Raw genomic sequence first — 25,202 nt, 5'->3', positions numbered from 1 at the left:
CTGGCCCGCCAGGTGGCGGCCGCACCGGTACCGTGGCGGTCGTGAACGTGGAAGTGACACCCCTGCCGGGCATCGGCGTGCGGAAGGACTTCGCGACCCGGAACGGCCGCCGCATCGGCGTCGTCACGCACCGGGACGGGCAGATCGAGCTGATCGTGTCCAAGTCCGACGACCCCGACGCGTGCCTGGCGTCCCTGCCCCTGACCGCCGACGAGGCCGGCGCGCTGGCGAACCTGCTCGGCGCCCCGCAACTCGCCGCGCTGCTCACCGAGGAGCACCGCGAGGTCCCCGGCATCAACACCAAGCAGCTGCCCATCAAGGCGAACTCACCGTTCGACGGCCGCACCCTCGGCGACACGGCGATGCGGACCCGGACCGGCGTGTCCGTGGTCGCCGTCATGCGCGCCGGCCAGGTGCACCCCTCCCCCACCCCGGACTTCACGTTCACCGCCGGTGACGTGCTGGTCGCGGTCGGCACGTCGGAAGGCCTGGAGGGCGCCCTCAAGATCCTGAAGAACGGCTGAGCCCTTGGAGCACACCGCACTGGCCCTGATCGAACTCGGGGCCGTCTTCTTCGTGCTCGGCGTCCTGGGGCGCCTCGCCGGGAAGATCGGCCTCTCCCCCATCCCGCTCTACCTCCTCGGCGGCCTGGCCTTCGGGCAGGGCGGCCTCATCCCGCTCGGCGACATCGGCGACTTCACGCACCTGGCCAGCGAGATCGGCGTCGTGCTGCTGCTGTTGCTGCTGGGCCTGGAGTACTCGGCGGCCGAGCTGTTCACCGGGCTGAAACGCTCGTGGATGGCCGGGCTGCTGGACATCGTGCTCAACGCCGCACCCGGCGCGGCCGTCGCGCTGCTGCTCGGGTGGGGCCCGATCGGCGCCATCGTGATGGCCGGGGTCACCTACATCTCCTCGTCCGGGATCATCGCGAAGGTGCTCGGCGACCTGGGCCGGCTCGGTAACCGGGAAACCCCGGTCGTGCTGTCGATCCTGGTGTTCGAGGACCTGGCGATGGCGCTGTACCTGCCGATCCTGACCGCGCTGCTGGGCGGCGTGAGCTTCCTCGGCGGCCTGGAGGCCGTCGGCATCTCGCTGCTGGTGATCACCGTGGTGCTGGTGATCGCGCTGAAGTACGGCCGGTACGTGTCGGCGATCGTGGACTCCGACGACCGCGAGGTCTTCCTGCTCAAGGTGCTGGCCGCGGCGCTGCTGGTGGCCGGGCTCGCCTCGGCGATGCAGGTGTCCGCCGCGGTCGGCGCGTTCCTGCTCGGCATCGCGATCTCCGGGTCGACCGCCCACAACGCGACCCGCCTGCTGGAGCCGCTGCGGGACCTGTTCGCCGCGGTGTTCTTCGTGGTGTTCGGGCTCAACACCAACCCGGCGTCCATCCCGCCGGTGCTCGGCTGGGCGGTGCTGCTGGCCGTGCTGACCACCCTGACGAAGGTGGCGACCGGCTGGTGGGCGGCGCGGCGGCAGGGCGTCGGCAAGCTGGGCCGCGCCCGCGCCGGTGCGGCGCTGGTGGCGCGTGGTGAGTTCTCGATCGTCATCGCCGGGCTGGCCGTGTCGGCCGGCGCCGTGGTCGACGAGCTGGCCGCGCTGGCCACCGCGTACGTGCTGCTGATGGCGATCCTCGGCCCCATCGCGGCCCGGGTGGTGGAGCCGCTGGCGAAGGGCATGCAGCGGCGGCGCGGGCACGGCCACGAGCCAGCCACCACCGCGAGCTGAGCGCTCCGGCGACAGTGTGGTCGCCGGGCTTTTCGTGGCTGCGCGGCTTCAAAGATCAAGGGATTGTCCTCGCCGGACGGGCAGGCTCCGGGATGACCTAGGGGTGCCTCGGCTCACCTCGGGTGGGTGGTCGCTGGGTGGTCATCCCGTCGCCTTCCGGTTTGTGCCTATCACCTTGAGCCAGGGCCGCAAGGTTGACATCTCCGGCCGGCGGTTGGCGGCCTGGGTTGCGGCCCTGGCTCAAGGTGATCGTTCCGGTGTCAGGCGACGGGATGACCACCCGGCTACCTTGGGTTCAAAGAAGCGTGGCGCGGTGCGCCGTCAGGGCAGAACCGAGCGCACCGCCTCTGCCGTCCGTCCCACCACCGTCGTTCCGTCGTCGGCGGTGATGATCGGGCGCTGGATCAGCTTCGGGTGCTCTGCCAGCGCCTCCAGCCAGCGGCCGCGGGTCGCCTCGTCGCGCGGCCAGCTCTTGATGCCCAGTTCGGCCGCCTCGGGCTCCTGCAGGCGCGCGATGTCCCACGGGTCCAGGCCCAGGCGCTTCAGCACCGCGTCCAGCTCGGCGACCGTCGGCGGCTCCTCCAGGTACCGGCGCACCTCGTAGGACACGCCGGCCTCGTCCAGGATCGACAGCGCCGAACGGCACTTCGAGCACCGCGGGTTGACCCAGATCTCCACTACTCGCCTCCCGCCAGTGTCGCCAGCACCTGCTCGCCGTACTTGGCGAGCTTGTTCTCCCCGACCCCGCTCACGCCGGCCAGTTCGTCCAAGGTGGACGGCTGTTCGGTGGCGATCTGCCGCAGGGTGGCGTCGCTGAAGACGATGTAGGCCGGCACGCCCTGGTTCTTCGCCTCCTCGAACCGCCAGGCGCGCAACCGCTCGAACACCGGGCGCGCCTCCTCCGGCATCTCCGCCGCCGGCTTGCGCTTGGCCGCCGCGGCGGCACGGGCGGCGCGCTTGGGCTCGCGGCGCATCCGCACCTCGCGCTTGCGGCCCAGCACCTCGGCGCTGGCCTCGGTCAGCAGCAGCGTCCCGTAGTCGCCCTCGACGGCCAGCAGCCCCTGCGCCAGCAGCTGCCGCACCACGCCGCGCCACTCGCTCTCCGACAGCTCCTGCCCCACGCCGAACACGGTCAGCTGGTCGTGCCGGTGCTGCGTCACCTTCGGGGTCTGCTTGCCCAGCAGGATGTCGATGACCTGCCCGGCGCCGAACTTCTGGCCGCGCTCGTGCTGCAGCCGGTACACCGCCGACAGCAGCTTCTGCGCGGCGATCGTGCCGTCCCACGACTCGGGCGGCGTCAGGCAGGTGTCGCAGTTCCCGCACGGCTGCCCGGACTGGCCGAAGTAGTTCAGCAGCTGCACGCGGCGGCACTCGACGGTCTCGCACAGCGCCAGCATCGCGTCCAGGTGCTGCGACAGCCGGCGGCGGTGCGCGTCGTCGCCCTCGGAGGTCTGGATCATCCGCCGCTGCTGCACGACGTCCTGCAGCCCGTAGGCCAGCCACGCGGTGGACGGCAGCCCATCGCGGCCGGCGCGGCCGGTCTCCTGGTAGTAGCCCTCGACGGACTTCGGCAGGTCCAGGTGCGCCACGAACCGCACGTCCGGCTTGTCGATGCCCATGCCGAACGCGATGGTGGCGACCACGACCAGCCCGTCCTCGCGCAGGAACCGCGCCTGGTTGCGCGCGCGGGTGCGGGAATCCAGGCCCGCGTGGTAGGGCACCGCGCTGATCCCGTTGGCCACCAGGAACTCGGCGGTCTTCTCCACCGAGTTGCGCGACAGGCAGTACACGATGCCCGCGTCGCCGGGGTGCTCGGTGCGGATCAGGTCGAGCAGCTGCTTCTTCGGCTCGGCCTTCGGCGCGATGCGGTACTGGATGTTGGGCCGGTCGAAGCTCGCCACGAACTGGCGGGCCTCGCCGAGGTTGAGCCGGGACACGATCTCGGCGTGCGTGGCCTTCGTGGCGGTCGCGGTCAGCGCGATGCGCGGCACGTCCGGCCAGCGCTCGTGCAGCTCGGACAGGCCCAGGTAGTCGGGCCGGAAGTCGTGGCCCCACTGGGACACGCAGTGCGCCTCGTCGATCGCGAACAACGCGACCTTGCCCCGGTCCAGCAGGTTCCGGGTGGACTCCATGGACAGCCGTTCCGGCGCCAGGTACAGCAGGTCCAGCTCGCCCGCGACGAACGCGGCCTCGACCTCGCGGCGCTGCTCGAAGTCCTGCGACGAGTTGAGGAACCCGGCGCGCACGCCGACCGCCAGCAGCGCGTCGACCTGGTCCTGCATGAGCGCGATCAGCGGCGAGACGACCACGCCGGTGCCCGGGCGCACCAGGGACGGGATCTGGTAGCACAGGGACTTCCCGCCGCCGGTGGGCATCAGCACGACCGCGTCACCACCGCCGATCACGTGCTCGACGATCGCTTCCTGGTCACCGCGGAAGGAGTCGTAGCCGAAGACGCGCCGCAGCGCCTGCAGCGCGTCGCTCACGGGGATGGTTTCAGCGGATGCCACGCCGCGATCCTAGGGGCTCGCCGCGACCGCCGGGCGCCGCCACACGAGATGCCCGGTCACGCGGCCCGGAGCGTTCATTCTCACCGGGCTGGCGCGCACTACCCGAGAAACTGCACGGCCCAGCCCATCGAGTGGAGATCACGTCATGTCTTTCCCCCAGGTGGAGGCTGGGCTCGGCAGCCCTGAGCCGGATCATCACGGCCACTACACCTGCCCCACAGGAGTGGCTGGTGGTGCTGACCGGGCTGTTCGCAGTGGCCGTCACCGCGTCGACATTCCTGTCGATCACCACCGGGCAACGCCAGATCCTGCTCGACGTCAACGTGCTCGGTACGAGCATCCACGAGGCTGGGCATGCGCTCGTCAGCTGCCTGACCGGGGGCGGAGTTTACCGATTCACCATCCTCGGGCCCGGCTCAGGGCTGGTGCACACCTGGTACGGCTCACGGTTCTCGGACATCGCCGGTGATGGGCTCGTCCAGCTCCGGGTCGATCACGGTGTCCAGCGCGCTACGGTGGTCACCCTCGCCCTGCGGTGGGGCACCGGTTGGTTGCCGAACCTGGTCGCTTACACGAGACCCGGCTACTGCTCACCATACCGACCGCGACGACGCCGGGGACCCTTGCCGATTCCACCCGCATCCCGGATCTCATTTGGATCGGCGGCTGGTACGCCCTCATCGGGTGGGGAGTCGCGTTGCCCGGTCGCTACAGGCCGACGCGCCGGTACAGGCTGCCGACCTCGTCGCGGTTGAGCTTGCGGATCGTGCCCGGCTTGCCGTTGCCCAGCTGGACGTCGCCGATCGCGGTGCGCACCAGCTTGCGCACCGGGAACCCGACCTCGGCCAGCAGGCGCCGCACGATGTGCTTGCGGCCCTCGTGCAGCACGATCTCCAGCAGGGTGCGCCCGCCCATGCTGTCCTTGACCCGGAACGCGTCCACGCGCACCGCGCCGTCCTCCAGTACGATGCCGTCCTTCAGCTCCTTGCCCAGGCCGCGCGGCACCTTGCCGTCGACCTCGGCCAGGTAGGTCTTGGGCACGTGGTAGGAGGGGTGCATCAGCCGGTGGGCGAGGTCACCGTCGTTGGTGAGCAGCAGCAGGCCCTCGGTGTCGGCGTCCAGGCGGCCGACGTGGAACAGGCGCTCGCTGCGGTCGCGCACGTAGTCGCCGACGCACGGGCGGCCCTGGTCGTCGTACATCGTGGTGTGCACGCCGCGGGGCTTGTTGAGCGCCAGGTGGATCAGGTCCTCGCGGAGGATGACCCGCGTGCCGTCGACGTGGATCACGGCGCTGTCCGGGTCGACGCGCCGGCCGAGCTCGCGGACGACCTTGCCGTCGACGCTCACCCGGCCCTGCACGATCAGCTCTTCGGCGGCGCGGCGCGAGGCCACGCCCGCCTTGGCGAGCACCTTCTGCAGGCGCACGCCCTCGGCTTCGGGCTCAGATGTCATCGATGGAGTCCACTTCCGGCAACAGGGGGGCGATCGGCGGCAGGTCGGTCAGCGAGGACAGGCCCAGCCGCTCGAGGAACAGTTCGGTCGTCACGTACAGGGTGCCACCCGTCTCCGGGTCGGCGCCGCTCTCCTCGATGAGTCCGCGGGCGAGCAGGGTGCGGATCACACCGTCGACGTTGACCCCGCGCACGGCCGCGACGCGGGAACGCGTGACGGGTTGGCGGTAGGCGATCACGGCGAGGGTTTCCAGGGCGGCCCTGGTCAGCTTGGCGCGCTGCCCGTCGAGCAGGAGCTTTTCGACGAACGGCGCGTAGGTGTCGCGGGTGAACAGGCGCCACCCCTCGCCGACCCGCCGCAGGTCGATGCCGCTGCCGCGCTCGGTGAGCTCGGTGGCCATGACCTGCAGCGTCTGCGTGACGCGGGCCTCGGGCTGGCCGAGCGCGCCGGCGAGCGCTTCTTCGCTGACGGGCGAGTCGACGACCAGGAGGAGGGCTTCCAGCGCCGCGGCCAGCGCGGAGTGCTCGGAGAGATCCGGCAGCCCATCGCCCACGGCGACGAGGTCTTCGGGCTCGTCCAGTTCGTCCGGGACCGGCACCTCCGCCGCGGCAGGCGCCTCCACCGCGGGCACCTCCCGGGTCCCGGGCACCTCGGCGGCCTCGGTCTCGACCGGCTCCTGTTCGGGACTCACCCGTACTCCTCTTCCTCGACGCGGGCCCGCTCCATCTCCGCGGCGGCCTCGGCCTCCGAGACCGACCCGCCGATCCACCGCACCCGCAACATGGTCAGCGGCTCGTCCTGCTCGAACTGCACGCTGGACTCCCGGTAGAGCTCCAGCAGCGCCAGGAACCGGGCCACCACCTCGACCGTGTGCTCGCAGTCCTCGACCAGCTCGGTGAACGTCGCGTCGCCCCGCTCGGCCAGCTTCAGCCGCAGCAGCGCCGCGTGTTCCCGCACCGACACCCGGTGCGCGTGGATGTGGTCCAGCGACACCGTCGGCGGCGGCTTGGGCCGGAACACCGCCAGCGCGATCTCCGCGAACTTCGCCGCGTCCACGCCGAGCATCACCTCGGGCAGCAGCCCGACGAACCGCTCCTCCAGCGACACCGACCGCGGGTAGCGCCGCAGCGCCCCGGCCTCCAGCTCCGCGAACAGCGCCGCGACCTGCTTGTACGCCCGGTACTGCAACACCCGGGCGAACAGCAGGTCCCGTGCCTCGAGCAACGCCAGGTCGTCCTCGTCCTCGACCTCGGCGGCGGGCAGCAGCCGCGCCGCCTTCAGGTCGAGCAGCGTCGCCGCGATGACGAGGAACTCGGTCACCTCGTCCAGGTCCCACTCCGGCCCCAGCGCCCGCGTGTAGGCGATGAAGTCGTCGGTGACCTGGTGCAACGCGACCTCGGTGACGTCGAGCTGGTGCTGCGAGATCAGCTGCAGCAACAGGTCGAACGGCCCCTCGAAGTTGTCCAGCCGGACCTTGAACTTCGGCGCCGCCGATTCCTCGACGGGCTGGGCCCCGTCGACCGGAGCCCCGTTCTCGCTCACGGCCCGGCGGCTTCCTCGGAGTCGAGGCCGCCCTCGCGCAGCCGGCGCACCAGCACCGAGTCCGCGCCGTGCTCGTCGAAGTCCGCCAGCAGCACCGCCACCGCCTCGCGCACGAGACGGCCGCGGTCGATGGCCAGGCCGTGCTCGGCCCGCAGGCTCAGCCGGGCCTGCTCCATCGCGACCAGCTCGTCACCGGAGACGTAGACGGTGATCTTCGAGTCGTGCTTCTGCCGTCCGCTGCCGCGGCGCCCGGCGGCGCTGCGCTCCAGCTGCTCGCGGTGCCCGGGGTTCTGCCCGTGGCCCGGCCGCTGCGCCTCCGGGCGCTGCGGGGCGGGCGTGGGCGGCGCGGGCACGTCGAGGGCCGGGCTGCTGGTCAGGCGGAAGAGTTCCGAAGCCCCGGGGAGGGAGGCTCGCCTGCTCACCGAGCGATCACCTCGCGGGCCAGCGCGCGATAGGCCTGCGCGCCGGCGGATTTGGGGGCCCAGCGGGTGATGGGCTCACCGGCCACGGTGGTCTCCGGGAACCGCACGGTGCGGTTGATCACCGTGTCGAACACGGTGTCGCCGAAGGCCTCCACGACCCGTGCCATGACCTCCCGTGAGTGGAGGGTCCGCGGGTCGAACATGGTGGCCAGGATGCCGGTGATATCCAGTTTGGGGTTCAAGCGTTCGCGTACCTTCTCGATCGTGTCGATCAACAAAGCCACGCCACGCAAGCTGAAGAACTCGCACTCCAGCGGGATGATCACGCCGTCGGCGGCCGTGAGCGCGTTCACCGTGAGCAACCCGAGCGATGGCTGGCAGTCGACCAGAACATAGTCGTACTCCGAGATGAGGGGTTGCACGACCCGGAGCAACGTGTGCTCGCGGCCCACCTCGGCGACCAGCTGCACCTCGGCGGCCGACAGGTCGATGTTGCTCGGCAGCAGGTCCATGCCCTCGACACTGGTGTGCCGCAGGATGTCCTGGGCGGTCACGGAGCGCTCCATGATCGCGTTGTAGACCGTCTGGTCCAGCTCGTGCGGCTGCACGCCGAGCCCCACCGACAGCGCGCCCTGCGGGTCGAAGTCCACCAGCAGCACCCGTCGGCCGTACTCGGCGAGCGCGGCGCCCAGGTTGATCGTCGACGTGGTCTTGCCGACGCCGCCCTTCTGGTTGCACATCGCCAGCACCGTGGCCGGGCCGTGCTTGTCCAGCAGGGGCGGTTCGGGAATCTCACGCAACGGTCTGCCGGTCGGGCCGAGCCTGGGCTTGCCGTTCGCTTCGGCGCCCACGGCCACGACAGAGTCCACGGTGTCGGGCTCCCCCTCGGTCGCGATGGTCAACTGGTCGAGGTTCGCGGCAGCCGATGCGGCTGTGACCGATCTGGTCGAGGGCTGCGGTGTCGACATGGCGCGAAACTCCTCGTTCGACGGGTTGGCCGCAGCCTATTCGGCGAGCCGTTTGTCGCCAAAGCAACTCGCCGGAGGCGATCAGGTCAACCCAGCGCCCGAGGATGCGCCGTAGCATATACCTCACGCAGAGTGTTCATCGTGACCAGGGTGTACACCTGCGTCGTCGTCACCGAAGCGTGGCCGAGCAGCTCTTGGACCACCCGGACGTCCGCCCCGCCCTCCAGCAGGTGGGTGGCGAAACTGTGACGCAGCGTGTGCGGGGACACGGCGGTGGAGATCCCGGCGCGCTCGGCGGTGGTCTTGAGCACCTGCCACGCGCTCTGCCGGGACAGCCGCGTGCCGCGCGCGTTGAGGAACAGCGCCGCGGTGCCCCGGCCGCGCCGCGCCAGCACCGGGCGGGCCCGCACCAGGTAGGCCTCCAGCGCCTCGACCGCGGGGCGGCCGATCGGCACCAGCCGCTGCTTGCCGCCCTTGCCGTCGAGCAGCACGGTGCGCTCCTCGCGGTCGACGTCGTCGAGGTCGAGCCCGACCGCCTCGGAGATCCGGGCCCCGGTGGAGTACAGCAGCTCCAGCAGGGCCCGGTCGCGCAGCGGCCGCTCCCCCTCGGCGGGCGGCACGGCCAGCAGCCGCAGCACGTCGTCCACCGGCAGCGCCTTGGGCAGCCGCTTGGCCGCCGCCGGGGGCCGCACCTCGCGGGCCGGGTCGTCCTCGATCAGCCCGTCGAGGTGCGCGAAGCGGTGCAGCCCGCGCACGGCCACCAGCGCCCGCGCCGCCGAGGACGCCGCCAGCGGCGGGTGCACCTCGTCGCCCTCGCGCAGCGCGGCGCCGAACCCGGTCACGTGGGCCTCGGTGATCCGCCGGAAGTCCCGGATCCCGGCCTGCTCCAGGTACCGCAGGTACCGGCGCAGGTCGCGGGCGTAGCTGTCCAGGGTGTTGCGTGCCGTCCCGCGCTCCACGGCGAGATGATCGAGATAGGCCGTGACCACCTCGGCAGCCGGCAGAACGTGCACGCCGACACCCTAGAGCGTGACGTCAGGAAATGCGATCGGCGAACCTCGTCGGCCGGTCCCGCCACGGCGCGTCCGCCGGCCGCGAGGGGGCGCCGTCGTGCACGACCGCGTGCGCGGCCAGCAGCCCGCCCACGGTGGCGCCGTTGACGATCTCCCCGGACAGCGCCATCCGCACCGCCTCGGCCAGCGGCACCCGGTGCACCACCAGGTCGGCCAGCTCGTCGCCGAGGACCTCCCGGTCCACCGGGGTCAGGTCGCGCGCCAGGAACACGCGCACCACCTCGTCGGTGAACCCGGGCGAGGCGGCCACGTCGACCAGCGTCTCCCACCGCCCGGCGGCGAGCCCGGCCTCCTCGGCCAGCTCGCGCCGCGCGGCCTCGACCGGGTCCTCCCCGGCGTGGTCGAGCAGCCCGGCGGGCAGCTCCCAGATCCGCCGCCCCAGCGGGTGCCGGTACTGGTGGACCAGGGTGACCGTGCCGTCGGTGTCCACGGCGGCGACGGCGACCGCGCCGGGGTGCTCGACCACTTCGCGCCTGGCGGTGCCGCCGCCGGGCATCGCGACCTCGTCGATCCGCAGGCCCACCACGCGTCCGATGTGGACGTCCTTGGTGGACACCACCCGGAAGTCGTGCTCGCCGGGCGCGGTCAATGCGCGCTCACGGTGGGCTCGGGCAGCTCGACCGGCAGCCGGTCGGCCGTGCGGTACCGGACGACGGCGTCGATGAACGCGTCGAACAGCGGGTGCGGCCGGGTCGGGCGGCTCTTGAGCTCCGGGTGCGCCTGGGTGCCCACGAAGAACGGGTGCACCTCGGCGGGCAGCTCGACGAACTCCACCAGCCGGTCGTCCGGCGAGGTGCCGGAGAAGACCAGGCCGGCGTCGGACAGCCGCTTGCGGTAGGCGTTGTTGACCTCGTAGCGGTGCCGGTGCCGCTCGGACACGTCGGTGCTGCCGTAGGCCTTCGCGACCTGCGAACCCGGCTTGAGCTTGGCCGGGTAGGCGCCCAGCCGCATGGTGCCGCCCATGTCGCGCTCACCGGCGACGACGTCCTTCTGGTCGGCCATCGTGGAGATCACCGGGTGCTCGGTGGCCTCGTCGAACTCGGCCGAGTTCGCGCCTTCGATGCCGGCCAGGTTGCGCGCCGCCTCGATGACCATGCACTGCAGGCCCAGGCACAGCCCGAGCACCGGGATGCCGCGGGTGCGGGCGTAGTGGATCGCGCCGATCTTGCCCTCGATGCCGCGCACGCCGAACCCGCCCGGCACCAGGACGCCGTCGACGTCGCCCAGCGCGGCGGCCGCGCCGGCGGGGGTGGTGGCGCGGTCGGAGGCGACCCACACGATCTCGACCTTGGCCCGGTGGGCGAACCCGCCGGCGCGCAGGGCCTCGGTGACCGACAGGTAGGCGTCGGGCAGGTCGATGTACTTGCCGACCAGCGCGACCCGGACCGTCTCGGACGGGTTGTGCACGCGGTCGAGCAGGTCGCCCCACACCGTCCAGTCGACGTCGCGGAAGGGCAGGCCGAGGCGGCGCACGACGTAGGCGTCCAGCGCCTCGCGGTGCAGCACCTTGGGGATGTCGTAGATGGACCGGGCGTCCGGGCAGGCGATGACGGCCTCGTTGTCCACGTCGCACATCAGCCCGATCTTGCGCTTGAGGTCCTCGGGCAGGTCGCGGTCGGCCCGGCACACCAGCGCGTCGGGCTGGATGCCGATGTTGCGCAGCGCGGCGACCGAGTGCTGGGTCGGCTTGGTCTTCAGCTCGCCCGAGGGCGCCAGGTAGGGCACCAGCGACACGTGCAGGAAGAAGCAGTTGTCGCGGCCGATCTCGTGCCGCACCTGGCGGCAGGCCTCCAGGAACGGCAGCGACTCGATGTCGCCGACCGTGCCGCCGACCTCGGTGATGACCACGTCGGGCCGCTGCCCGGTGCCGTCGGATTCCGCGACCGCCATGATGCGGCGCTTGATCTCGTCGGTGATGTGCGGGATGACCTGCACGGTGTCGCCGAGGTACTCACCGCGGCGCTCCTTGGCGATCACCTCGGAGTAGACCTGGCCGGTCGTGACGTTCGCCGAGCCGGAGAGGTCCCGGTCCAGGAAGCGCTCGTAGTGGCCGATGTCCAGGTCGGTCTCGGCGCCGTCCTCGGTGACGAACACCTCCCCGTGCTGGAACGGGTTCATCGTGCCCGGATCCACGTTGAGGTAGGGATCCAGCTTCTGCATCGTGACCCGCAGGCCGCGAGAGGTGAGGAGCTGGCCCAGGCTGGAGGCCGTCAGGCCCTTGCCCAGGGAGGAGGCGACGCCCCCCGTGACGAAAACGTACTTGGCTGTCCGCGGCTGAAGTCCCACGGGCTTCCACCTTATCGCACCGGCCCCCGGACGCTCGCCCGCCGCGCCCACGTAGTTCGATAGGTCACGTCAGACGTTCGCGCGTGAAAGAGGCACCGTGTCCCAGCCCACCGCTTCCCAGCCCACCTGGACCGCTCCGGTCGCGTCCGGCCCGCTCGACGCGACGGTGCGCGTCCCCGGCTCCAAGTCGATCACCAACCGGGCGTTCGTGCTGGCCGCGCTGGCGGACGAGCCGACGCTGGTCCGCGCCCCGCTGGACTCCCGCGACGCCCGGCTGATGCTCGGCGCGCTGGAGGCGCTCGGCGGCGGCTCCGAGCGGCGCGGCGACGACGTGCTGGTGCGCCCGCTGGTGCACGGCTCCACCGAACCGGCGTCGGTGGTGCTGGGCAACGCCGGCACGGTCGCGCGGTTCACCCCCGCGCTGGCCGGGCTGGGGTCGGCGCCGGTGACGTTCGACGGGGACGAGGCGATCCGCCGCCGCCCGATCGCGCCGCTGCTGGCCGCGCTGCGCGAGGCGGGCGCGGACATCGACGACGCGGGCCGCGGCGCTCCCCCGTTCACCGTGATCGGGCACGGTGGCCTGCCCGGCGGGAAGGTCGATCTGGACTCGAGCGCGTCCAGCCAGTTCCTGTCGGCGCTGCTGCTGGCCGGCCCCGCGTTCGAGGCCGGGGTGACGGTGCGGCTGACCGGCGGGACCCCGCCGAGCGAGCCGCACATCGCGATGACCCTGGACATGCTGAAGCGGTTCGGCGCGGCGCCGGAGCGGGACGGGCAGGAGTTCCACGTCGGCCCGGCGCGGTTGTCCTGCCCGGACTTCACGGTCGAGCCGGACCTGTCCACCGCGGCGCCGTTCGTGGTGGCCGCGGCAGCCGCGGGCGGCACGGTGCGCATCCCCGGCTGGCCGGAGTACTCCACCCAGCCGGGTGACTGGCTGCGCAGCCTGATGGCCGAGCTGGGCCAGCGCGTCGAGCTGACCCCGGATGGCCTGACCGTCACCGGAACGGGCGAAATCCCGGGCGCCCGGCTCGACCTGCACGAGGTGGGCGAGCTGACCCCGGTGATCGCCGCGCTGCTGTGCTTCGCCGACGGGCCCTCGGTCATCTCCGGTGTCGCGCACCTGCGCGGGCACGAGACCGACCGGCTGGCCGCGCTGGCGGCCGAGCTGTCCGCGCTGGGCGCCGGGGTGACCGAGACCGCGGACGGCCTGGCGATCACCCCGGCCCCGATGCACGGCGGCGTCTTCCACACCTACGAGGACCACCGGCTGGTGATGGCCGGCGCGGTGCTGGGCCTGCGGGTGCCCGGGGTGGCGGTCGAGGACCCGGCGACGGTCGGCAAGACCTTCCCCGGCTTCACCGGTGCGTGGGCGGCGATGCTCAGCTGACCACGTCGGCCAGCCGGTCCACCTGGCCCGGGTCGGTGCCCCAGCAGTAGAGGATCAGCTCGTCGGCGCCGAGGTCCGCGAAGTGCTTCGCCGTTTCGCGGATCTGTTCCGGTGTGGTGAGCATGCGCTCGGCGGTCTGGTTCGCCCAATCACCGGCGAATCCGTAGTAGCCGAGAATCGCCGCGCGTGCGTCGTCCACATCGGACCCGAGCGCGACGTTGACCTGGGCGACCATGCGCGGGCTGCCGTCGCGGCCTTCGTCGGCCCAGAACCGCTCGACCTTGGCGAACAGGTCGCCGGCCCACTGCGGCGGCGCGGCGCACAGGAACCCGTCCCCGTGCCGCGCGACCCGGCGCAGGGCGGGGTCGGCGAAGGCGCCGAACAGGACCTCGGGGCCGCCGGGCGTGGCCGGGGCGGGGCCGATTCCTTCGGCGCCGGACCAGATCCGGCGCATGCGGGCCATCTGCTCGTCGAGGATCCGGCCGCGGTGGCGCGGGTCGGTGCCGGTGGCCCGGTGGTCGTCTTCCCGGCCGCCGACGCCGAGACCGAGGGTGAAGCGGCCGCCGGAGAGGCGGTCCAGGGTCGCGGCCTGCTTGGCGAGCAGGGCGGGTTCGCGCAGCGGGGCCAGCAGGACCTCGGTCTGCAGGCGGACGCGCGTGGTGGCGCCGGCGAGCGCGGCGAGGGTGACCAGCGGCTCGGGGTTGTCGTAGACGATCCGGTCGAGCAGGCCGAGGGTGCGGAACGGGCCGTCGTCGGCGCGGCGAGCCCAGCCGATGAGCTGCTCGGGGCGGCCGACGGGCAGACCGAGACCGTAGTGCATGAGTTACCTCCGGAGGGTGTGACGGATGGACGTGCCGCCCGCTCCGGGCCGGTCGTGACGCTGCCTCGGCGGCAGGACTGCTGCGGCAGGCGTGGCCCCGTCGAGTACATTCGATCTTAGCCGAAGATCACCTGGGGGAAGGACGGATTTTCCATGGCCGATCGCCGTGTCCGGTTCGGGCCGGCCCGCCGCGTCGAGGACCTCGGTTCCGGATGATCACGCACCAGGACATGGTCGATCTCTACGGTCCCGACAACGTCGTCACTTTGGCCCACCAGGAGGTGGACCGGCTTGGGGTCGCACCCCAGGACGCAGAGGTTCTGGCGAATGTCGGACTTCCCTGCATCAGTGCGCCGTTCTTCACGACCCGGATCCACGGAGGACCCGAGTTCCTCCGAGTCATCGACGTGACCACGCGCGACGCAACGAAGCATCGCGAGGTGATCGTCGGTGGTCCCCCTGGGGATTCGGGGATGCGGTTCTCACTCTCCGCATACGAGAGATTCGTGACGTTGATGGACTTGGGCGGGACGAAGCCTCGTGGCGAGGTGGTGAACAACAACCTCGTCGAATTCGTGGAGTTCCTCTACCGCATCGAGATGTTCACTCAGGGTGTCGCCGCCGACCCTGCCGTCAAGGAAGCACGATTCGACGATCTTCAGCGCGCGCTGACGGGCATCGACCCGTTCTCCTTCGAGCTGCCGGAGAACTGGTGGGCCATGGCGCTTCGTCAACTCGGCGGAGACGATCCGGTGATCTAGCCGAGGGCCAGGTGATGGACACGCGGCGCAGCCGCCGGAACGTGAGCGCTCAAGGCCCCGAGGTATAGGTCGTTATACACAGCCGCGCCGTGACCGTCCCCGGCGAGCAGATCCGGAGGCCGGCTGCCGGACCCCGCGCCCTCCAGGCGCACGCCCGGGAGAACCGCCGGCCACAGCTCGCGGCTCGCACTGCCAGCCGGGGCCACCACCGCGGCCCGCGCCCGTCAGCTCCCGGGCTGTGCCACCCCGGGCGCCGGCGACTGCGCGTTGCCCGCGATGCCGTACCGCCCGGTCCCGCCGTCGAGCTGTTCCTTCAGCGCCAGCACGGTGCTGACCCGCCCGGCGGCCGTGTTCGCGTTGTCCACAGTGGACAGGATAGACGTCGCCGAGGTGTCGGCCCGCACGAAGCCGATCGCGCCGGTGCCCTCGGCCGACGCCGGGTCGCCCGCGAGCACCGTCCCGGCGCCCGAGCGGTCCAGCTGCGCCGCGAACCGGGCCAGCGTCGCGGCCTTGTCGCCCGCCCCGTCACCCGTCGCCTGGCCGCCGGTCAGCACCAGCGCCAGCTGGCCCGGCGCGATGCCCGGGCTGGCGTTGGCGAACCCGCCGTCCTGCAGCCCCGCGATCGCCGCCGCCAGTTCGTCCGTTGTGGACTGCGGCTGCGCGGTGTCCTTGTTGAGCAGCAGCACCGAACCGACCAGCGCCCCGGCCAGCGTGCCCGGATCACCCGCGGTCGGGAACGTCGAGCCGGCCGGCTGCAGCCTCGTCACCACCTGACGCAGCTGGTCGGCCTTCACCGGATCGGTGAACGAATCGGTCAGCTGCAGCTCCCCCGACACCCGCGCGCCGGACTGCTCGATCAGCTGCCGCAGCGCGTCGCGGTCGGCCGGGTTCGCCTCCTGCGTCGTGATCAGCACGACCGAGCGCCGGTCCAGGGCGCCCGCGACCACCTTCGGGCCGACCGACCCGGCGAAGGCGTCCGCATCGGACAGCCGCGCGTTCAGCTCGTTGCGCTGGGCCTGGAGATCGGACACCTGCGTGGCGAGCTTGCCCTTCTCGTCGGACAGCCCGGACAGCAGCGACCCGTTCAGCGCCGTCGACCCGAGCACGACGCCCACGGCCAGCGCCAGGAACACCGCCGCGATCGAGACGATGTGGTACCGCAGAGAAATCACGTGAAGAGCCCCTTGACCCAGCTTGTGAACGAATCCCAGGTGGAGCGCGCCCAGTCCAGGTACGCCCCGCCGACGTCGGACATGAGCAGCGCGACCGCGACCGCGACGAGCGCGGCGACCACGAGCAGCACCACCGCGCCCAGCGACACGCGGCTGCGGTGCAGCGCGGCGACCGCCTTGCCGTCGACCAGGCGCGTGCCGAGCTTGAGCCGGGTCAGGAACGTCGACGGGTTCGACCCGGACCGGCCGTGGTCGAGGAACTCCCGCAGCGTCGCCTGGAACCCGACGGTGACCACGAGCCCGGCCTCGTGGGCGTCGGCGAGCAGCAGCGCCAGGTCCTCCGGGTTGCCCGACGCGGGGAAGGTGACCGCGCCGATGCCCAGGTCCTGGATGCGCGCCACACCCGGCGCGTGCCCGTCCGGCTGGGCCGGGACGACGACCTCGGCGCCGCACTTGAGCGTCTCGGCGTCGATGCCGAACGGGTCGCCGACGATGATGTCCGGCTGGTACTTCTGCGCGCGCAGCGTGTCCGCGCCGCCGTCCACGCCGATCAGCACCGGCCGGTGCTCGGCGATGTACTTCTTGAGCGCCCTGAGGTCTTCGGCGTGCCCCTTGCCGGGCGCGACGACCAGCACGTGCCGGTCGCGCAGCGGCACCCGCACCTCGGGCACGCCGACGCCGTCGAGGATCAGCGTGCGCTCCCGGCGCAGGAACTCGATCGTGTTCGCGGAGAAGGCCTCCAGCTGGGTGGACATCCCGGCCTTGGCCTCGATCATCTGGTCGGCCACGCTGTCCGGCGTCTGCTCGCTGCCGCCGGCGATCTGCCGGTCGCCGACGTACACGACGCCCTCGTGCAGGCGGACGCGGCTGCCGTCCTTGATCCGGCGCAGCACCTCGCCGCCGACGTTGTCGACCAGCGGGATGCCGGCGTTGACCAGGATCTCCGGGCCCAGGTTGGGAAACCGCCCGGAGATCGACGGCGAGGCGTTCACCACGGCGGCGACCTCGGCTTCGACGAGCGCGTCGGCGGTGGCGCGGTCCAGGTCGATCTGGTCCAGCACCACGATGTCGCCGGGGCCGACGCGCCGGAGCAGGTCGCGCGTGCGCCGGTCCACCCGGGCGACGCCGACGATGCCGGGGAGGGCCTCGGTGTTGCGGTTGAGCAGACCGGGAAGCTTCATGTGTCCGATGGTGACAAACGAACACCGGATGTCCGCTCGCAACACGCCGTGCACAATCCGGTTTCTCGCGGTGATGCCCGGCGGCACCGGTGCGTGTGGACGGTCAGCGCTTGGGACGCTTCCCCGGCTTGCGGCGGGGTTTGGCGGCCGCCTGCTTGTCCGCGTCGGCCACCGCGAGCAGTTCCTCCGCGTGCGCGCGCCCGGTCTCGGTGCTCTCCATCCCGGCGAGCATCCGCGCCAGCTCGACCACCCGCTCGGACTTCTGCAGGGTCTTCACGTCGCTGCGCGTGACGCCCTCCGCGGTGCCCTTGTCGACCACCAGGTGCCGGTCGGCGAACGCGGCCACCTGCGGCAGGTGGGTCACCACGAGCACCTGGTGGGTGCGGGCCAGCCGGGCCAGCCGCCGCCCGATCTCGATCGCCGCACGGCCGCCGACCCCGGCGTCGACCTCGTCGAACACCAGCGTCTGCACGGTGTCCGCGTCGGCCAGCACGACCTCGATCGCGAGCATCACGCGGGACAGCTCACCGCCGGAGGCGGCCTTGTGCACCGGCATCGCCGGCGCGGCCGGGTGCGCCTTGAGCATCAGCTCGACGTCGTCGACGCCGGAGCCGCCCGCGTGCACCAGCTCGCCGTCCACGCGCAGCGCCTGCGGATCGGACGCGTCGGTGGCGCGCCGCTTCACGGTCACCTCGATCTGGGCCTGGCCCATCGCCAGGCCGGACAGCTCCTCGGTGACCGCACCGGCCAGCTCCGCGGCCGCGGCCGAGCGGGCCTTCGACACCGCGGCGGCGTGCCCGGCCAGCTGCTCCGCCAGCTCGTCCCGCCGCGCGGCCAGCGCCGCCAGCGCTTCCTCGGAGGTGTCCATCGACGCCAGGCGCGAGTTCGCGTCCTCGGCCCAGGCCAGGACGCCGTCGACGTCGGCGGCGTACTTGCGGGTCAGGGTCTTCAGCTCGGCCTGCCGGGCGAGGATCTGCTCCAGCAGGCCCGGATCGGCGTCCAGCCCGTCGAGGTAGCCGCCCAGCTCGGCGCCCACGTCGTTGAGCAGCATCTCGGCCTCGGCGAGCCGGGGCTCCAGGTCCCGCAGCGCCGAGTCGTCCGCGCCGGACAGCCGGCGGCGCGCCTCGCCGATCAGGCCGAGCGCGCCGGGCTGGTCCGGGTCGCCGTCCGCGGCCCCGGACACCGCCGCCTGCGCGGCGCTGGCCGCGGCCCGCAGCTCCTCGGTCGCGGTGAGCCGCTTGACCCGCTCGGCCAGCTCCGCGTCCTCCCCCGGCTTCGGGTCGACGGCGGCGATCTCGTCCAGCCCGTGCTTGAGCAGGTCGGCCTGCTGCGCCATCTCGCGCGAGCGGCTGGTGCGTTCGGCCAGCTCGGCGACCACGGCGAGCCACTCGTCGCGGACCGCCCGGTACTCGCGCAGCGGCTCGGCGACGTCGTCCCCGGCGAACCGGTCGAGCACGTCGCGCTGCTCGGCCGGGCGCAGCAGCCGCAGCTGGTCGTTCTGCCCGTGCACGGCCAGCAGCCGGTCGGCCAGGTCGGACAGCACGCTGACCGGCACCGAGCGGCCGCCCAGGTGGGCGCGGGAGCGCCCGTCGGCGCCCACCGAGCGCAGCGCGATGAGGCTGCCGTCCTCGTCGGTCTCGCCGCCGGCGTCGGCGACGATCCGGGCGACGTGCTCGGCGAACACGCCTTCGAAGCGTCCCTCGACGCTCGCCCGGCCCGAGCCGTTGCGGACCTTCGACGCCTCGGCGCGTCCCCCGGACAGCAGGTGCAGCCCGGTGACGACCATGGTCTTGCCGGCGCCGGTCTCGCCGGTGACCACGGTGAATCCCGGGTGCAGTTCGAGCAGGGCGTCCTCGATCACTCCGAGGCCCTGGATGCGCATCTCGGCCAGCACGCAGACCACCGTAGCGGTCCGCCCCGACAATCCGCGCCCGCCTCGCCTCAGCGCGCGTGCCGTTCCCGCCAGCTCTTGACGGGCAGCGAGAACTTGTGGACCAGCCGGTCGGTGAACGGGCCCGGGTGCAGGCGGGCCAGCCGGACCGGCACCTCCCCCGCCACGACCTCGACCCGCGCGCCGCGCGGCAGGGCGATGTGGCGCAGCCCGTCGCAGGTCAGGACCGCGGGCGAGCCGAACGGGTCGATGCCGACGGTGATCACCGAGTCCCGCGAGACGACCAGCGGGCGGGAGAACATCGCGTGCGCGTTGCTGGGCACGACGAGCAGCGCCTCGACGTCGGGCCAGATGATCGGGCCGCCCGCGGAGAACGCGTAGGCGGTCGAACCGGTCGGAGTGGCGCACAGCACACCGTCGCAGCCGAAGGCGGACACCGGCCTGCCGTCGACCTCGATGAGCGCGTCCAGGATCCGCTCGCGGGTGCTCTTCTCCACGCTGGCCTCGTTGAGCGCCCAGGTGCGCGCCACGATCCGGCCCTCGACCGACACCGTCACGTCGATCGTCATGCGCTCCTCGACGGTGTACTCGCGGGACACCACCCGCTGCACGGTCTCGGTGAGCGCGTCCGAGTCGGCCTCGGTGAGGAACCCGACCCGGCCCAGGTTGACGCCCAGCACCGGCACCCCGGCCGGGCGGGCCAGCTCGGCGGCCCGCAGCGGCGCGGAGTCGCCGCCGAGCACGAGCACCAGCTCGGCGCCGCGGGCCGGGTCGTCGTGCGGCGCGACGAGGGTGCACAGCTCGTCCAGGGAGTCGTGCTCGATCAGCTCCTTGACCTCGTCGTCGATGACGCGCAGCCCGATGCCGGCCTCGCTGAACCGGGTCGCGACCTCCCGCGCGGCGTCCTTGGTCGTCTCCCGGTCGGGGTGCATGACCAGCAGCACCTCGCGGCTCTCGCTCACTGGGGACCCTTCCCGACCGCGTCGCGGACCAGTTGCTCGACGTCCTGGTCCGGCGCCGGATCGCGGCGCAGCCAGGCGAAGTATTCGACGTTGCCGGACGGTCCCGGCAGCGGGCTGGCGACCACCCCGTGCGGGTGCAGGCCCAGCGCGGCGGCGGAGTCCAGCACGTCCAGGACGGCGCGGGCGCGCAGGTCCGGGTCCCGCACCACCCCGCCGCTGCCGAGGCGTTCCTTGCCGACCTCGAACTGCGGCTTGACCATCGGCAGCAGGTCGGCGCCGGCGGTCGCGCACGCGGCGAGCGCGGGCAGGACCAGGCGCAGCGAGATGAACGACAGGTCGCCGACGACCAGGTCGACCGGCCCGCCGCACTGCTCGGGGGTGAGGTTGCGGACGTTGGTCTTGTCCAGCACGACGACGCGTTCGTCGGTCTGCAGCCGCCAGTCGAGCAGGCCGCGGCCGACGTCGGCGGCCACGACCTGGCTGGCGCCGCGGCGCAGCAGGACGTCGGTGAAGCCGCCGGTCGAGGCGCCCGCGTCGAGGCAGCGTTTGCCGGCGACGGACAGCCCGGCCGGTTCGAAGGCCTCGAGCGCGCCGAGCAGCTTGTGGGCGCCGCGGGAGGCCCAGCCGGGGTCGTCGGCGGATTTGACCACGATCGGCGCGCCGGTGTCGACGCCGGTGGCGGGTTTGCCGGCGACCATGCCGTTGACGGTCACCTTGCCCTCGCTGATCAGCGTGCTGGCGTGCTCGCGGGAGCGGGCGAGGCCGCGGCGCACCAGTTCGGCGTCCAGGCGGGCCCTGCGGGGCATCGGCTCACACCTTGTCGATGCTGGACAGGGCGAAGGTCAGCTCGGAGTGCACGGCGTCGAAGCGCTCGACGTGCTCGGCGAGCGGGATCTGGTCCAGGTCGTCGAGCGCGGCCATGGCCTCCTCGATGCCCGCGCGCGGGTCGGCCTGCGGCGCGGCGCTCGGCGGCGGCCCGGGCACCGGGCGCGGCGGCTGCGGAGTCGGTTGGTGCTGCACGGTCACCACGCTAACGGATCGGCTCGCCGCCGGAGGGCAGCCCCAGCTCGGTGAGGGCTTTTCCGGCGGAGTCGTCTCCGGCGCGGACGGCGGTGACGCCGGTGTCCCAGGCCGTGGCGCAGAGGGTGCGCAGCAGGGCCAGCGGGTCGCCCTCGCCGGTCACCAGGAGGGTGTCGCCGTCGCGGCGGACCTGCCAGCCGGGCTGCGGGGCGACGCGGAGTTCGTCCGCGGGCTCGGCCAGGGCGCCGAGGTCGGCGCCGAGGTAGGTCGGGCGCTCGGCGGGCACCGCGGTGACCAGGGTGGCGGGGGTGGCGACGCCGGTGAGCACGCACAGCGAGTCCATGCCGGCGGTGACGGCGCCCGCGATGTCGGTGTCCAGCCGGTCCCCGATCGCCAGCGGGCGGTTCGCGCCGGCCGACTTCGCGGCGGTGTGGAACAGCGGGGCCTCGGGCTTGCCGGCGACCTCCGGGGTGGCGCCGGTGGCGGCGCGCAGGGCGGCGACCATCGAGCCGTTGCCGGGCAGCAGGCCGCGTTCGGTGGGCAGGGTGGTGTCGACGTTGCAGGCCACCCACAGCGCACCGGCGCGGATGGCGAGGCACGCCTCGGCCAGGTCGGCCCAGCCGGTGGCGGGGTTGTGGCCCTGCACGACGGCGGCGACGTCGACCCGGGCCTCGCGCACGGGCTCCAGGCCCACGGCGGTGATCTCGTTCGCGAGCGCGGCGGTGCCGACGACGAGGACGACCGCCCCGGCGGGCAGCCGGTCGCCGAGGAGCCGGGCGGCGGCCTGGGCGCTCGTGCTGACCTCGTCCGGGGTGGCGTCGACGTCGAGGCCGCGGAGGTGGGCCGCGACGTCGCCGGGCGCCTTGGACGCGTTGTTGGTCACGAAGCGCACGGGCGCGCCCTGGTCGCGCAGCTGGCGGATGGCCGCCGCGGCCCCCGGGATGGGCCGGGGGCCGCGGTAGACGGTTCCGTCGAGGTCGAACAGGAACGCGTCGTAGGCGGCCTGGAGGGCGTCAGCCATTCGCGAGCTCCGCGGCGCGCTCGGCGGCGTCGGTCTCGTCCTCCGCATCCGCTTCGGCGGCGTGCAGAAACCAGCGGAGCGCTTCTTCGCCGCGGCCGGCCGCGACGAGGTTGTCGGCGTAGGCGTAGAACAGCCGGGCGCTCCACGGGTCGCGCTTGCGCGGGTCGAGGTCGTCGCCCTGCAGGGAGACGACGGCGGCGTCCACCTGGCCGAGGTCGCGCCGCGCCCCGGCGGCGACGATCTTCAGCTCGATCTCGACGTCCCGCGGCAGCTTGTGGCCCTGCATCTCCTTGGCGAGGTCCAGGGCTCGCTCGGGGCGGCCCAGGGCGCGCTCGGCGTCGGCGATGACGGCCACGTGCTGGTCGGTGTGGGTCATCCGGCGGACGGCCCGCAGCTCGGCGAGGGCTTCCTGCCAGCGGCCGGCGTGGTAGGACACCAGGCCGAGCGCCTCGCGGACGATCGGGATCCGGGAGGCGCGGGTCTTGGCGTACTTGGCGTGCGCCAGGGCGGCCTCCGGGTCGGTGTCGATCAGGTTCCCCGCCGCGACGAGGTGCTTGCCGACGGTCTCGGCGAGCGACTTGGGCAGCGAGCGCAGCTCCCGCCGGACGTCCGGGTCGAGGTCGCTGTACTCGATGTCCTCCGGCAGCTCGGGCGCTTCGAGCAGCTCCCGCGCGAGGGCCGCGTCGTCCAGATCACCGCCGCGCCTACCGCGCCGGTCATCACTCCGGCGGCGCTCCTCACGCGCAGCGGCGGAGCGGAACTCCGCGTCCGCGATCTCGACGTGCTCCTCACGGGCCACCGGAGCGGCAGCCGGCCCAGCGACGTCGTCTTCGTCGAGGGCGCCGGCCTCGTGCTCCGCGCGGACCACAGGAGCCGCCCCGGCGATGTCGTCATCATCGAGGGCGTCGGCCTCGCCGCGTTCCGCACGGACCACAGGAGCCGATCCGGCGATGTCGTCTTCGTCAGGGGTGTCGGCTTCATGCTCCGCACGGACCACGGGAGCCGCCCCGGCGATGTCGTCATCATCGGCGATGCCGGCCTCCTGGGCGCTCTCACGCCCAACGACCTCGCCTCCGGCGAGGCTGCCCTCGGCAGCCACCTCGCCGGCGGTCTCCCCGTGCTCCTCATTCGTCACCGGCGCGGCCACCTCGTCGGCCGGGCGCGCCTCTTCGTCGGTCAGCTCGATCGAAGGCTGCCCAGCCTGCGGCTGGTCCAGCCGCTCCTCGGCGGGCACGGAGCGCTCGTCGCCGACCGGCTGGGGCCGCTCGCCGCGATCGAACCCGCGGCCCGAGCGGTCGTCATCGCGCTTCGGGCTTGGCCGGGCGCCACGATCGGAGCGCTCGTCCCGCTTCCAGCCAGAGCGGTCACCACGCTCGAAACGGCCCCCCGAGCGGTTGTCCCGCTCGAAGCGCCCCCCGGAGCGATCGTCCCGTTGGAAACGGCCGCCGGAGCGATCGTCACGGCTGCCGGGGCGGTCGTCGCGGTTGAAGCGGCCTCCGGAGCGGTTGTCGTCGAACTTGCGGGCCGGCCGGTCGCCGCCGCGGTCGAACTTTCCGCCCGGGCGGTCGTCCCGGCCGTAGCCGCGCCCGCCCGACCGGGTGTCGTCACGACGGGGACCACCGGAGCGGTTGTCGTCCCGCTTCCCGTAGCCGCCGCCACGCCGGTTGTCACTCCCGCGGTTGTCGTCGCGGTTCCAGCCCGGGCGGTCACCACGCCGGTCGTCGAAGGACCGGCGCTCGCCGCCGCGGTTGTCGAACGAACGACCCCCGCGGTTCTCGTCGCGACGGTCGCCACCGCGCGCCTCGAAGGACCGGCCGCCCCGCTCACCACGGTTGTCGGAGGAACGGTCGCCACGGTTCCAGCCGCCGCGGCTCTCGAACGAGCGCCCGCCACGGCTTTCCTCGCGACGGTCACCGCCACGCCCCTCGAAGGAGCGCCCACCACGGTCCTCGCGACGATCGCTGCCACGTCCTTCGAAGGAGCGGCCTCCACGGCTGTCATCGCGGCGCCCCTCGAACGAGCGGCCACCGCGCTTGTCGTCGCGGTTCCAGTCCCGGCGGTCGCCACCCCGCCCTTCGAACGAGCGCCCACCGCGGTTCTCATCACGGCGCCCCTCGAAGGAGCGGCTGCCACGGTTGTCGCCGCCGCGCCCCTCCGCGGAGCGGCTGCCGCGGTTGTCGAACGATCGGCCGCCGCGATCGTCGCGGGTCCAGCCCTGGCGATCGCCACCGCGCCCCTCGGAGGGGCGGTCACCACGGCGATTGTCGTAAGAGCGGTCGCCGCCGCGGCCCTCGGAGGGGCGGTCGCCGCGGCGGTTGTCGTACGAGCGGTCGCCGCGCTTGTCGTCTCGGTTCCAGCCGCCGCGGTCGTTGCCGCGGCGGTTGTCGTCCCGGGTCCAGCCGGACCGCTCGCCGCGTCGGTCGTCGGAGCCGCGGTTGCTTCCACGGCGCTCGTCGTCGCGGTTCCAGCTCGAGCGGTTGCCCGTGCCGCCTCGGCGGTCGCCGAAGTCGCGTCCGCCGGATCGTTTGTCGTCCTGCCGGCCATATCCGCCCGACCGGCCACCCTGTCCCGCCTTGCCGTGCGGGGTGCCTCGCTGTGCTCCCGATCGTCCTGCGCCGGGAGCCGTATCGCGGCGCCGGGGGCGATCGGACGCGGCGCCGTCGAAGTCGCGCCGTCCGAAGTCCGCCACCTGGGCCTCCTCTTTCTAGGTTGTGAAGATCAGTAAACGCGCCAAGGGCCCGTCAGGCGAGCCAATCGGCTATCCTAACGGGCCCTTGGGAAAGGGTGTTCGGCGGTGTCCTACTCTCCCACACCCGCGGGGGTGCAGTACCATCGGCGCTGGCAGGCTTAGCTTCCGGGTTCGGAATGGGACCGGGCGTTTCCCTGCCGCCATGACCACCGAAACTCTGTGAAACAACCACAGGTGTGGTGTGGTGTCTCAGAGTTGCAGAGCGGATGCGTAGCAGCTTCGTGGGCAAGTCCTCGGCCTATTAGTACCAGTCCACTCAAAAA

General features: G+C 72.7%; 24 protein-coding genes and 1 rRNA gene. 5 read left to right on the top strand and 20 right to left on the bottom strand.

The features are described from left to right. The first annotated feature begins 41 nt into the window (after positions 1-41). A complete protein-coding gene (locus D0D28_RS05640; protein WP_116110024.1) occupies positions 42-524 on the top strand; it encodes a cation:proton antiporter regulatory subunit in 483 nt (160 codons plus the stop codon). Between the two features lie 4 nt (positions 525-528). Further along, positions 529-1,725 (top strand): cation:proton antiporter, encoded by a 1,197-nt coding sequence (locus D0D28_RS05635; RefSeq protein WP_116109961.1) that lies wholly within the window; start codon positions 529-531, stop codon positions 1,723-1,725. Positions 1,726-2,046: 321 nt separating this feature from the next. Here D0D28_RS05635 and D0D28_RS05630 read toward each other — a convergent pair whose 3' ends face one another. Then, positions 2,047-2,403, bottom strand: coding sequence for an arsenate reductase family protein (locus tag D0D28_RS05630; protein ID WP_094008685.1), 357 nt, complete (start codon positions 2,401-2,403; stop codon positions 2,047-2,049). Then, on the bottom strand, positions 2,403-4,235 hold the full coding sequence (gene recQ / locus D0D28_RS05625) for a DNA helicase RecQ (protein ID WP_094008686.1): 1,833 nt from the start codon (positions 4,233-4,235) through the stop codon (positions 2,403-2,405). The genes D0D28_RS05630 and recQ overlap by 1 nt, the downstream gene beginning before the upstream one ends. On the opposite strand from recQ, the gene D0D28_RS37560 reads away from it, so the two are divergent. Beyond that, positions 4,229-4,990, top strand: coding sequence for a M50 family metallopeptidase (locus D0D28_RS37560; RefSeq protein WP_116110023.1), 762 nt, complete (start codon positions 4,229-4,231; stop codon positions 4,988-4,990). The two genes, recQ and D0D28_RS37560, sit on opposite strands and share 7 nt — an antisense overlap. Here the strand turns inward: D0D28_RS37560 and D0D28_RS05615 are convergent. The 8 genes from D0D28_RS05615 to D0D28_RS05580 form a co-directional block, all read right to left on the bottom strand. Continuing rightward, positions 4,944-5,687: a pseudouridine synthase gene (locus tag D0D28_RS05615; protein ID WP_116109960.1), complete on the bottom strand. Its 744-nt coding sequence runs from the start codon at positions 5,685-5,687 to the stop codon at positions 4,944-4,946. The two genes, D0D28_RS37560 and D0D28_RS05615, sit on opposite strands and share 47 nt — an antisense overlap. Then, positions 5,677-6,378, bottom strand: coding sequence for an SMC-Scp complex subunit ScpB (scpB, locus tag D0D28_RS05610; RefSeq protein ID WP_116109959.1), 702 nt, complete (start codon positions 6,376-6,378; stop codon positions 5,677-5,679). Before scpB ends, D0D28_RS05615 begins: the two co-directional genes overlap by 11 nt. Further along, positions 6,375-7,229: a segregation and condensation protein A gene (locus tag D0D28_RS05605; protein WP_094008689.1), complete on the bottom strand. Its 855-nt coding sequence runs from the start codon at positions 7,227-7,229 to the stop codon at positions 6,375-6,377. The genes scpB and D0D28_RS05605 overlap by 4 nt, the downstream gene beginning before the upstream one ends. Continuing rightward, complete coding sequence (locus tag D0D28_RS05600; RefSeq protein ID WP_205413189.1) at positions 7,226-7,651, bottom strand: cobyrinic acid ac-diamide synthase; 426 nt, start codon at positions 7,649-7,651, stop codon at positions 7,226-7,228. Before D0D28_RS05600 ends, D0D28_RS05605 begins: the two co-directional genes overlap by 4 nt. Further along, positions 7,648-8,619, bottom strand: coding sequence for a ParA family protein (locus D0D28_RS05595; RefSeq protein WP_094008690.1), 972 nt, complete (start codon positions 8,617-8,619; stop codon positions 7,648-7,650). Before D0D28_RS05595 ends, D0D28_RS05600 begins: the two co-directional genes overlap by 4 nt. 86 nt (positions 8,620-8,705) lie before the next feature. Continuing rightward, complete coding sequence (xerD, locus tag D0D28_RS05590) at positions 8,706-9,608, bottom strand: site-specific tyrosine recombinase XerD (protein ID WP_094008704.1); 903 nt, start codon at positions 9,606-9,608, stop codon at positions 8,706-8,708. 46 nt (positions 9,609-9,654) lie between these two features. Continuing rightward, positions 9,655-10,281, bottom strand: coding sequence for an NUDIX domain-containing protein (locus tag D0D28_RS05585; RefSeq protein ID WP_116109957.1), 627 nt, complete (start codon positions 10,279-10,281; stop codon positions 9,655-9,657). Then, entirely contained in the window at positions 10,278-11,978 is a 1,701-nt protein-coding gene (locus tag D0D28_RS05580; protein ID WP_116109956.1) for a CTP synthase, read from the bottom strand. The genes D0D28_RS05585 and D0D28_RS05580 overlap by 4 nt, the downstream gene beginning before the upstream one ends. Positions 11,979-12,075: 97 nt before the next feature. Between D0D28_RS05580 and aroA the strand changes: the two genes are divergently transcribed. After that, complete coding sequence (gene aroA, locus D0D28_RS05575; protein WP_094008693.1) at positions 12,076-13,362, top strand: 3-phosphoshikimate 1-carboxyvinyltransferase; 1,287 nt, start codon at positions 12,076-12,078, stop codon at positions 13,360-13,362. Here the strand turns inward: aroA and D0D28_RS05570 are convergent. Next, the gene (locus D0D28_RS05570) at positions 13,355-14,182 is read right to left on the bottom strand and encodes an LLM class flavin-dependent oxidoreductase (RefSeq protein WP_094008694.1); all 828 of its coding nucleotides are present in this window, start codon (positions 14,180-14,182) and stop codon (positions 13,355-13,357) included. The two genes, aroA and D0D28_RS05570, sit on opposite strands and share 8 nt — an antisense overlap. A gap of 212 nt (positions 14,183-14,394) precedes the next feature. On the opposite strand from D0D28_RS05570, the gene D0D28_RS05565 reads away from it, so the two are divergent. Beyond that, positions 14,395-14,943, top strand: a complete 549-nt coding sequence (locus D0D28_RS05565) for an SUKH-4 family immunity protein (RefSeq protein ID WP_116109955.1) — start codon at positions 14,395-14,397, stop codon at positions 14,941-14,943. A 224-nt stretch (positions 14,944-15,167) separates the two neighbouring features. On the opposite strand, the gene D0D28_RS05560 is transcribed toward D0D28_RS05565, so the two are convergent. From D0D28_RS05560 to rrf, 9 genes are all read right to left on the bottom strand, one after another. Next, on the bottom strand, positions 15,168-16,115 hold the full coding sequence (locus tag D0D28_RS05560; protein ID WP_116109954.1) for a copper transporter: 948 nt from the start codon (positions 16,113-16,115) through the stop codon (positions 15,168-15,170). Further along, on the bottom strand, positions 16,112-17,296 hold the full coding sequence (gene steA / locus D0D28_RS05555; protein ID WP_094008697.1) for a putative cytokinetic ring protein SteA: 1,185 nt from the start codon (positions 17,294-17,296) through the stop codon (positions 16,112-16,114). Before steA ends, D0D28_RS05560 begins: the two co-directional genes overlap by 4 nt. Positions 17,297-17,399: 103 nt before the next feature. After that, entirely contained in the window at positions 17,400-19,190 is a 1,791-nt protein-coding gene (gene recN, locus D0D28_RS05550; RefSeq protein WP_198958384.1) for a DNA repair protein RecN, read from the bottom strand. A gap of 47 nt (positions 19,191-19,237) precedes the next feature. Then, positions 19,238-20,149: an NAD kinase gene (locus tag D0D28_RS05545; RefSeq protein ID WP_116109953.1), complete on the bottom strand. Its 912-nt coding sequence runs from the start codon at positions 20,147-20,149 to the stop codon at positions 19,238-19,240. After that, complete coding sequence (locus D0D28_RS05540; RefSeq protein ID WP_094008700.1) at positions 20,146-20,955, bottom strand: TlyA family RNA methyltransferase; 810 nt, start codon at positions 20,953-20,955, stop codon at positions 20,146-20,148. Before D0D28_RS05540 ends, D0D28_RS05545 begins: the two co-directional genes overlap by 4 nt. A 4-nt stretch (positions 20,956-20,959) precedes the next feature. Next, the gene (locus D0D28_RS05535) at positions 20,960-21,169 is read right to left on the bottom strand and encodes a hypothetical protein (RefSeq protein WP_191244011.1); all 210 of its coding nucleotides are present in this window, start codon (positions 21,167-21,169) and stop codon (positions 20,960-20,962) included. Positions 21,170-21,179: 10 nt separating this feature from the next. Then, positions 21,180-22,190 carry an HAD-IIA family hydrolase gene (locus D0D28_RS05530; RefSeq protein ID WP_116109952.1) on the bottom strand — a complete coding sequence of 337 codons (1,011 nt, stop codon included), beginning with the start codon at positions 22,188-22,190 and terminating at the stop codon, positions 21,180-21,182. Next, entirely contained in the window at positions 22,183-24,879 is a 2,697-nt protein-coding gene (locus D0D28_RS36545) for a hypothetical protein (RefSeq protein WP_233157518.1), read from the bottom strand. The genes D0D28_RS05530 and D0D28_RS36545 overlap by 8 nt, the downstream gene beginning before the upstream one ends. A 97-nt stretch (positions 24,880-24,976) precedes the next feature. Further along, positions 24,977-25,093 (bottom strand): 5S ribosomal RNA (gene rrf, locus D0D28_RS05520). Between the last annotated feature and the right edge of the window lie 109 nt (positions 25,094-25,202).

The sequence above is a fragment of the Amycolatopsis ruanii genome (genome assembly GCF_003385175.1).
Lineage (GTDB): Bacteria > Actinomycetota > Actinomycetes > Mycobacteriales > Pseudonocardiaceae > Amycolatopsis_E > Amycolatopsis_E thermalba.
The sequence above is the reverse complement of the archived record's forward strand: the minus strand, read 5'-3'. Positions and strand labels throughout refer to the sequence as shown.

Coding starts and splice junctions, on each gene's coding strand:
- D0D28_RS37560 (WP_116110023.1), top strand. CDS start 4,229: ATGCCACGCCGCGATCCTAGGGGCTCGCCGCGACCGCCGGGCGCCGCC.
- D0D28_RS05615 (WP_116109960.1), bottom strand. CDS start 5,687: ATGACATCTGAGCCCGAAGCCGAGGGCGTGCGCCTGCAGAAGGTGCTC.
- D0D28_RS05595 (WP_094008690.1), bottom strand. CDS start 8,619: ATGTCGACACCGCAGCCCTCGACCAGATCGGTCACAGCCGCATCGGCT.
- D0D28_RS05570 (WP_094008694.1), bottom strand. CDS start 14,182: ATGCACTACGGTCTCGGTCTGCCCGTCGGCCGCCCCGAGCAGCTCATC.
- D0D28_RS05565 (WP_116109955.1), top strand. CDS start 14,395: ATGATCACGCACCAGGACATGGTCGATCTCTACGGTCCCGACAACGTC.
- steA (WP_094008697.1), bottom strand. CDS start 17,296: ATGAAGCTTCCCGGTCTGCTCAACCGCAACACCGAGGCCCTCCCCGGC.
- D0D28_RS05540 (WP_094008700.1), bottom strand. CDS start 20,955: ATGCCCCGCAGGGCCCGCCTGGACGCCGAACTGGTGCGCCGCGGCCTC.
- D0D28_RS05530 (WP_116109952.1), bottom strand. CDS start 22,190: ATGGCTGACGCCCTCCAGGCCGCCTACGACGCGTTCCTGTTCGACCTC.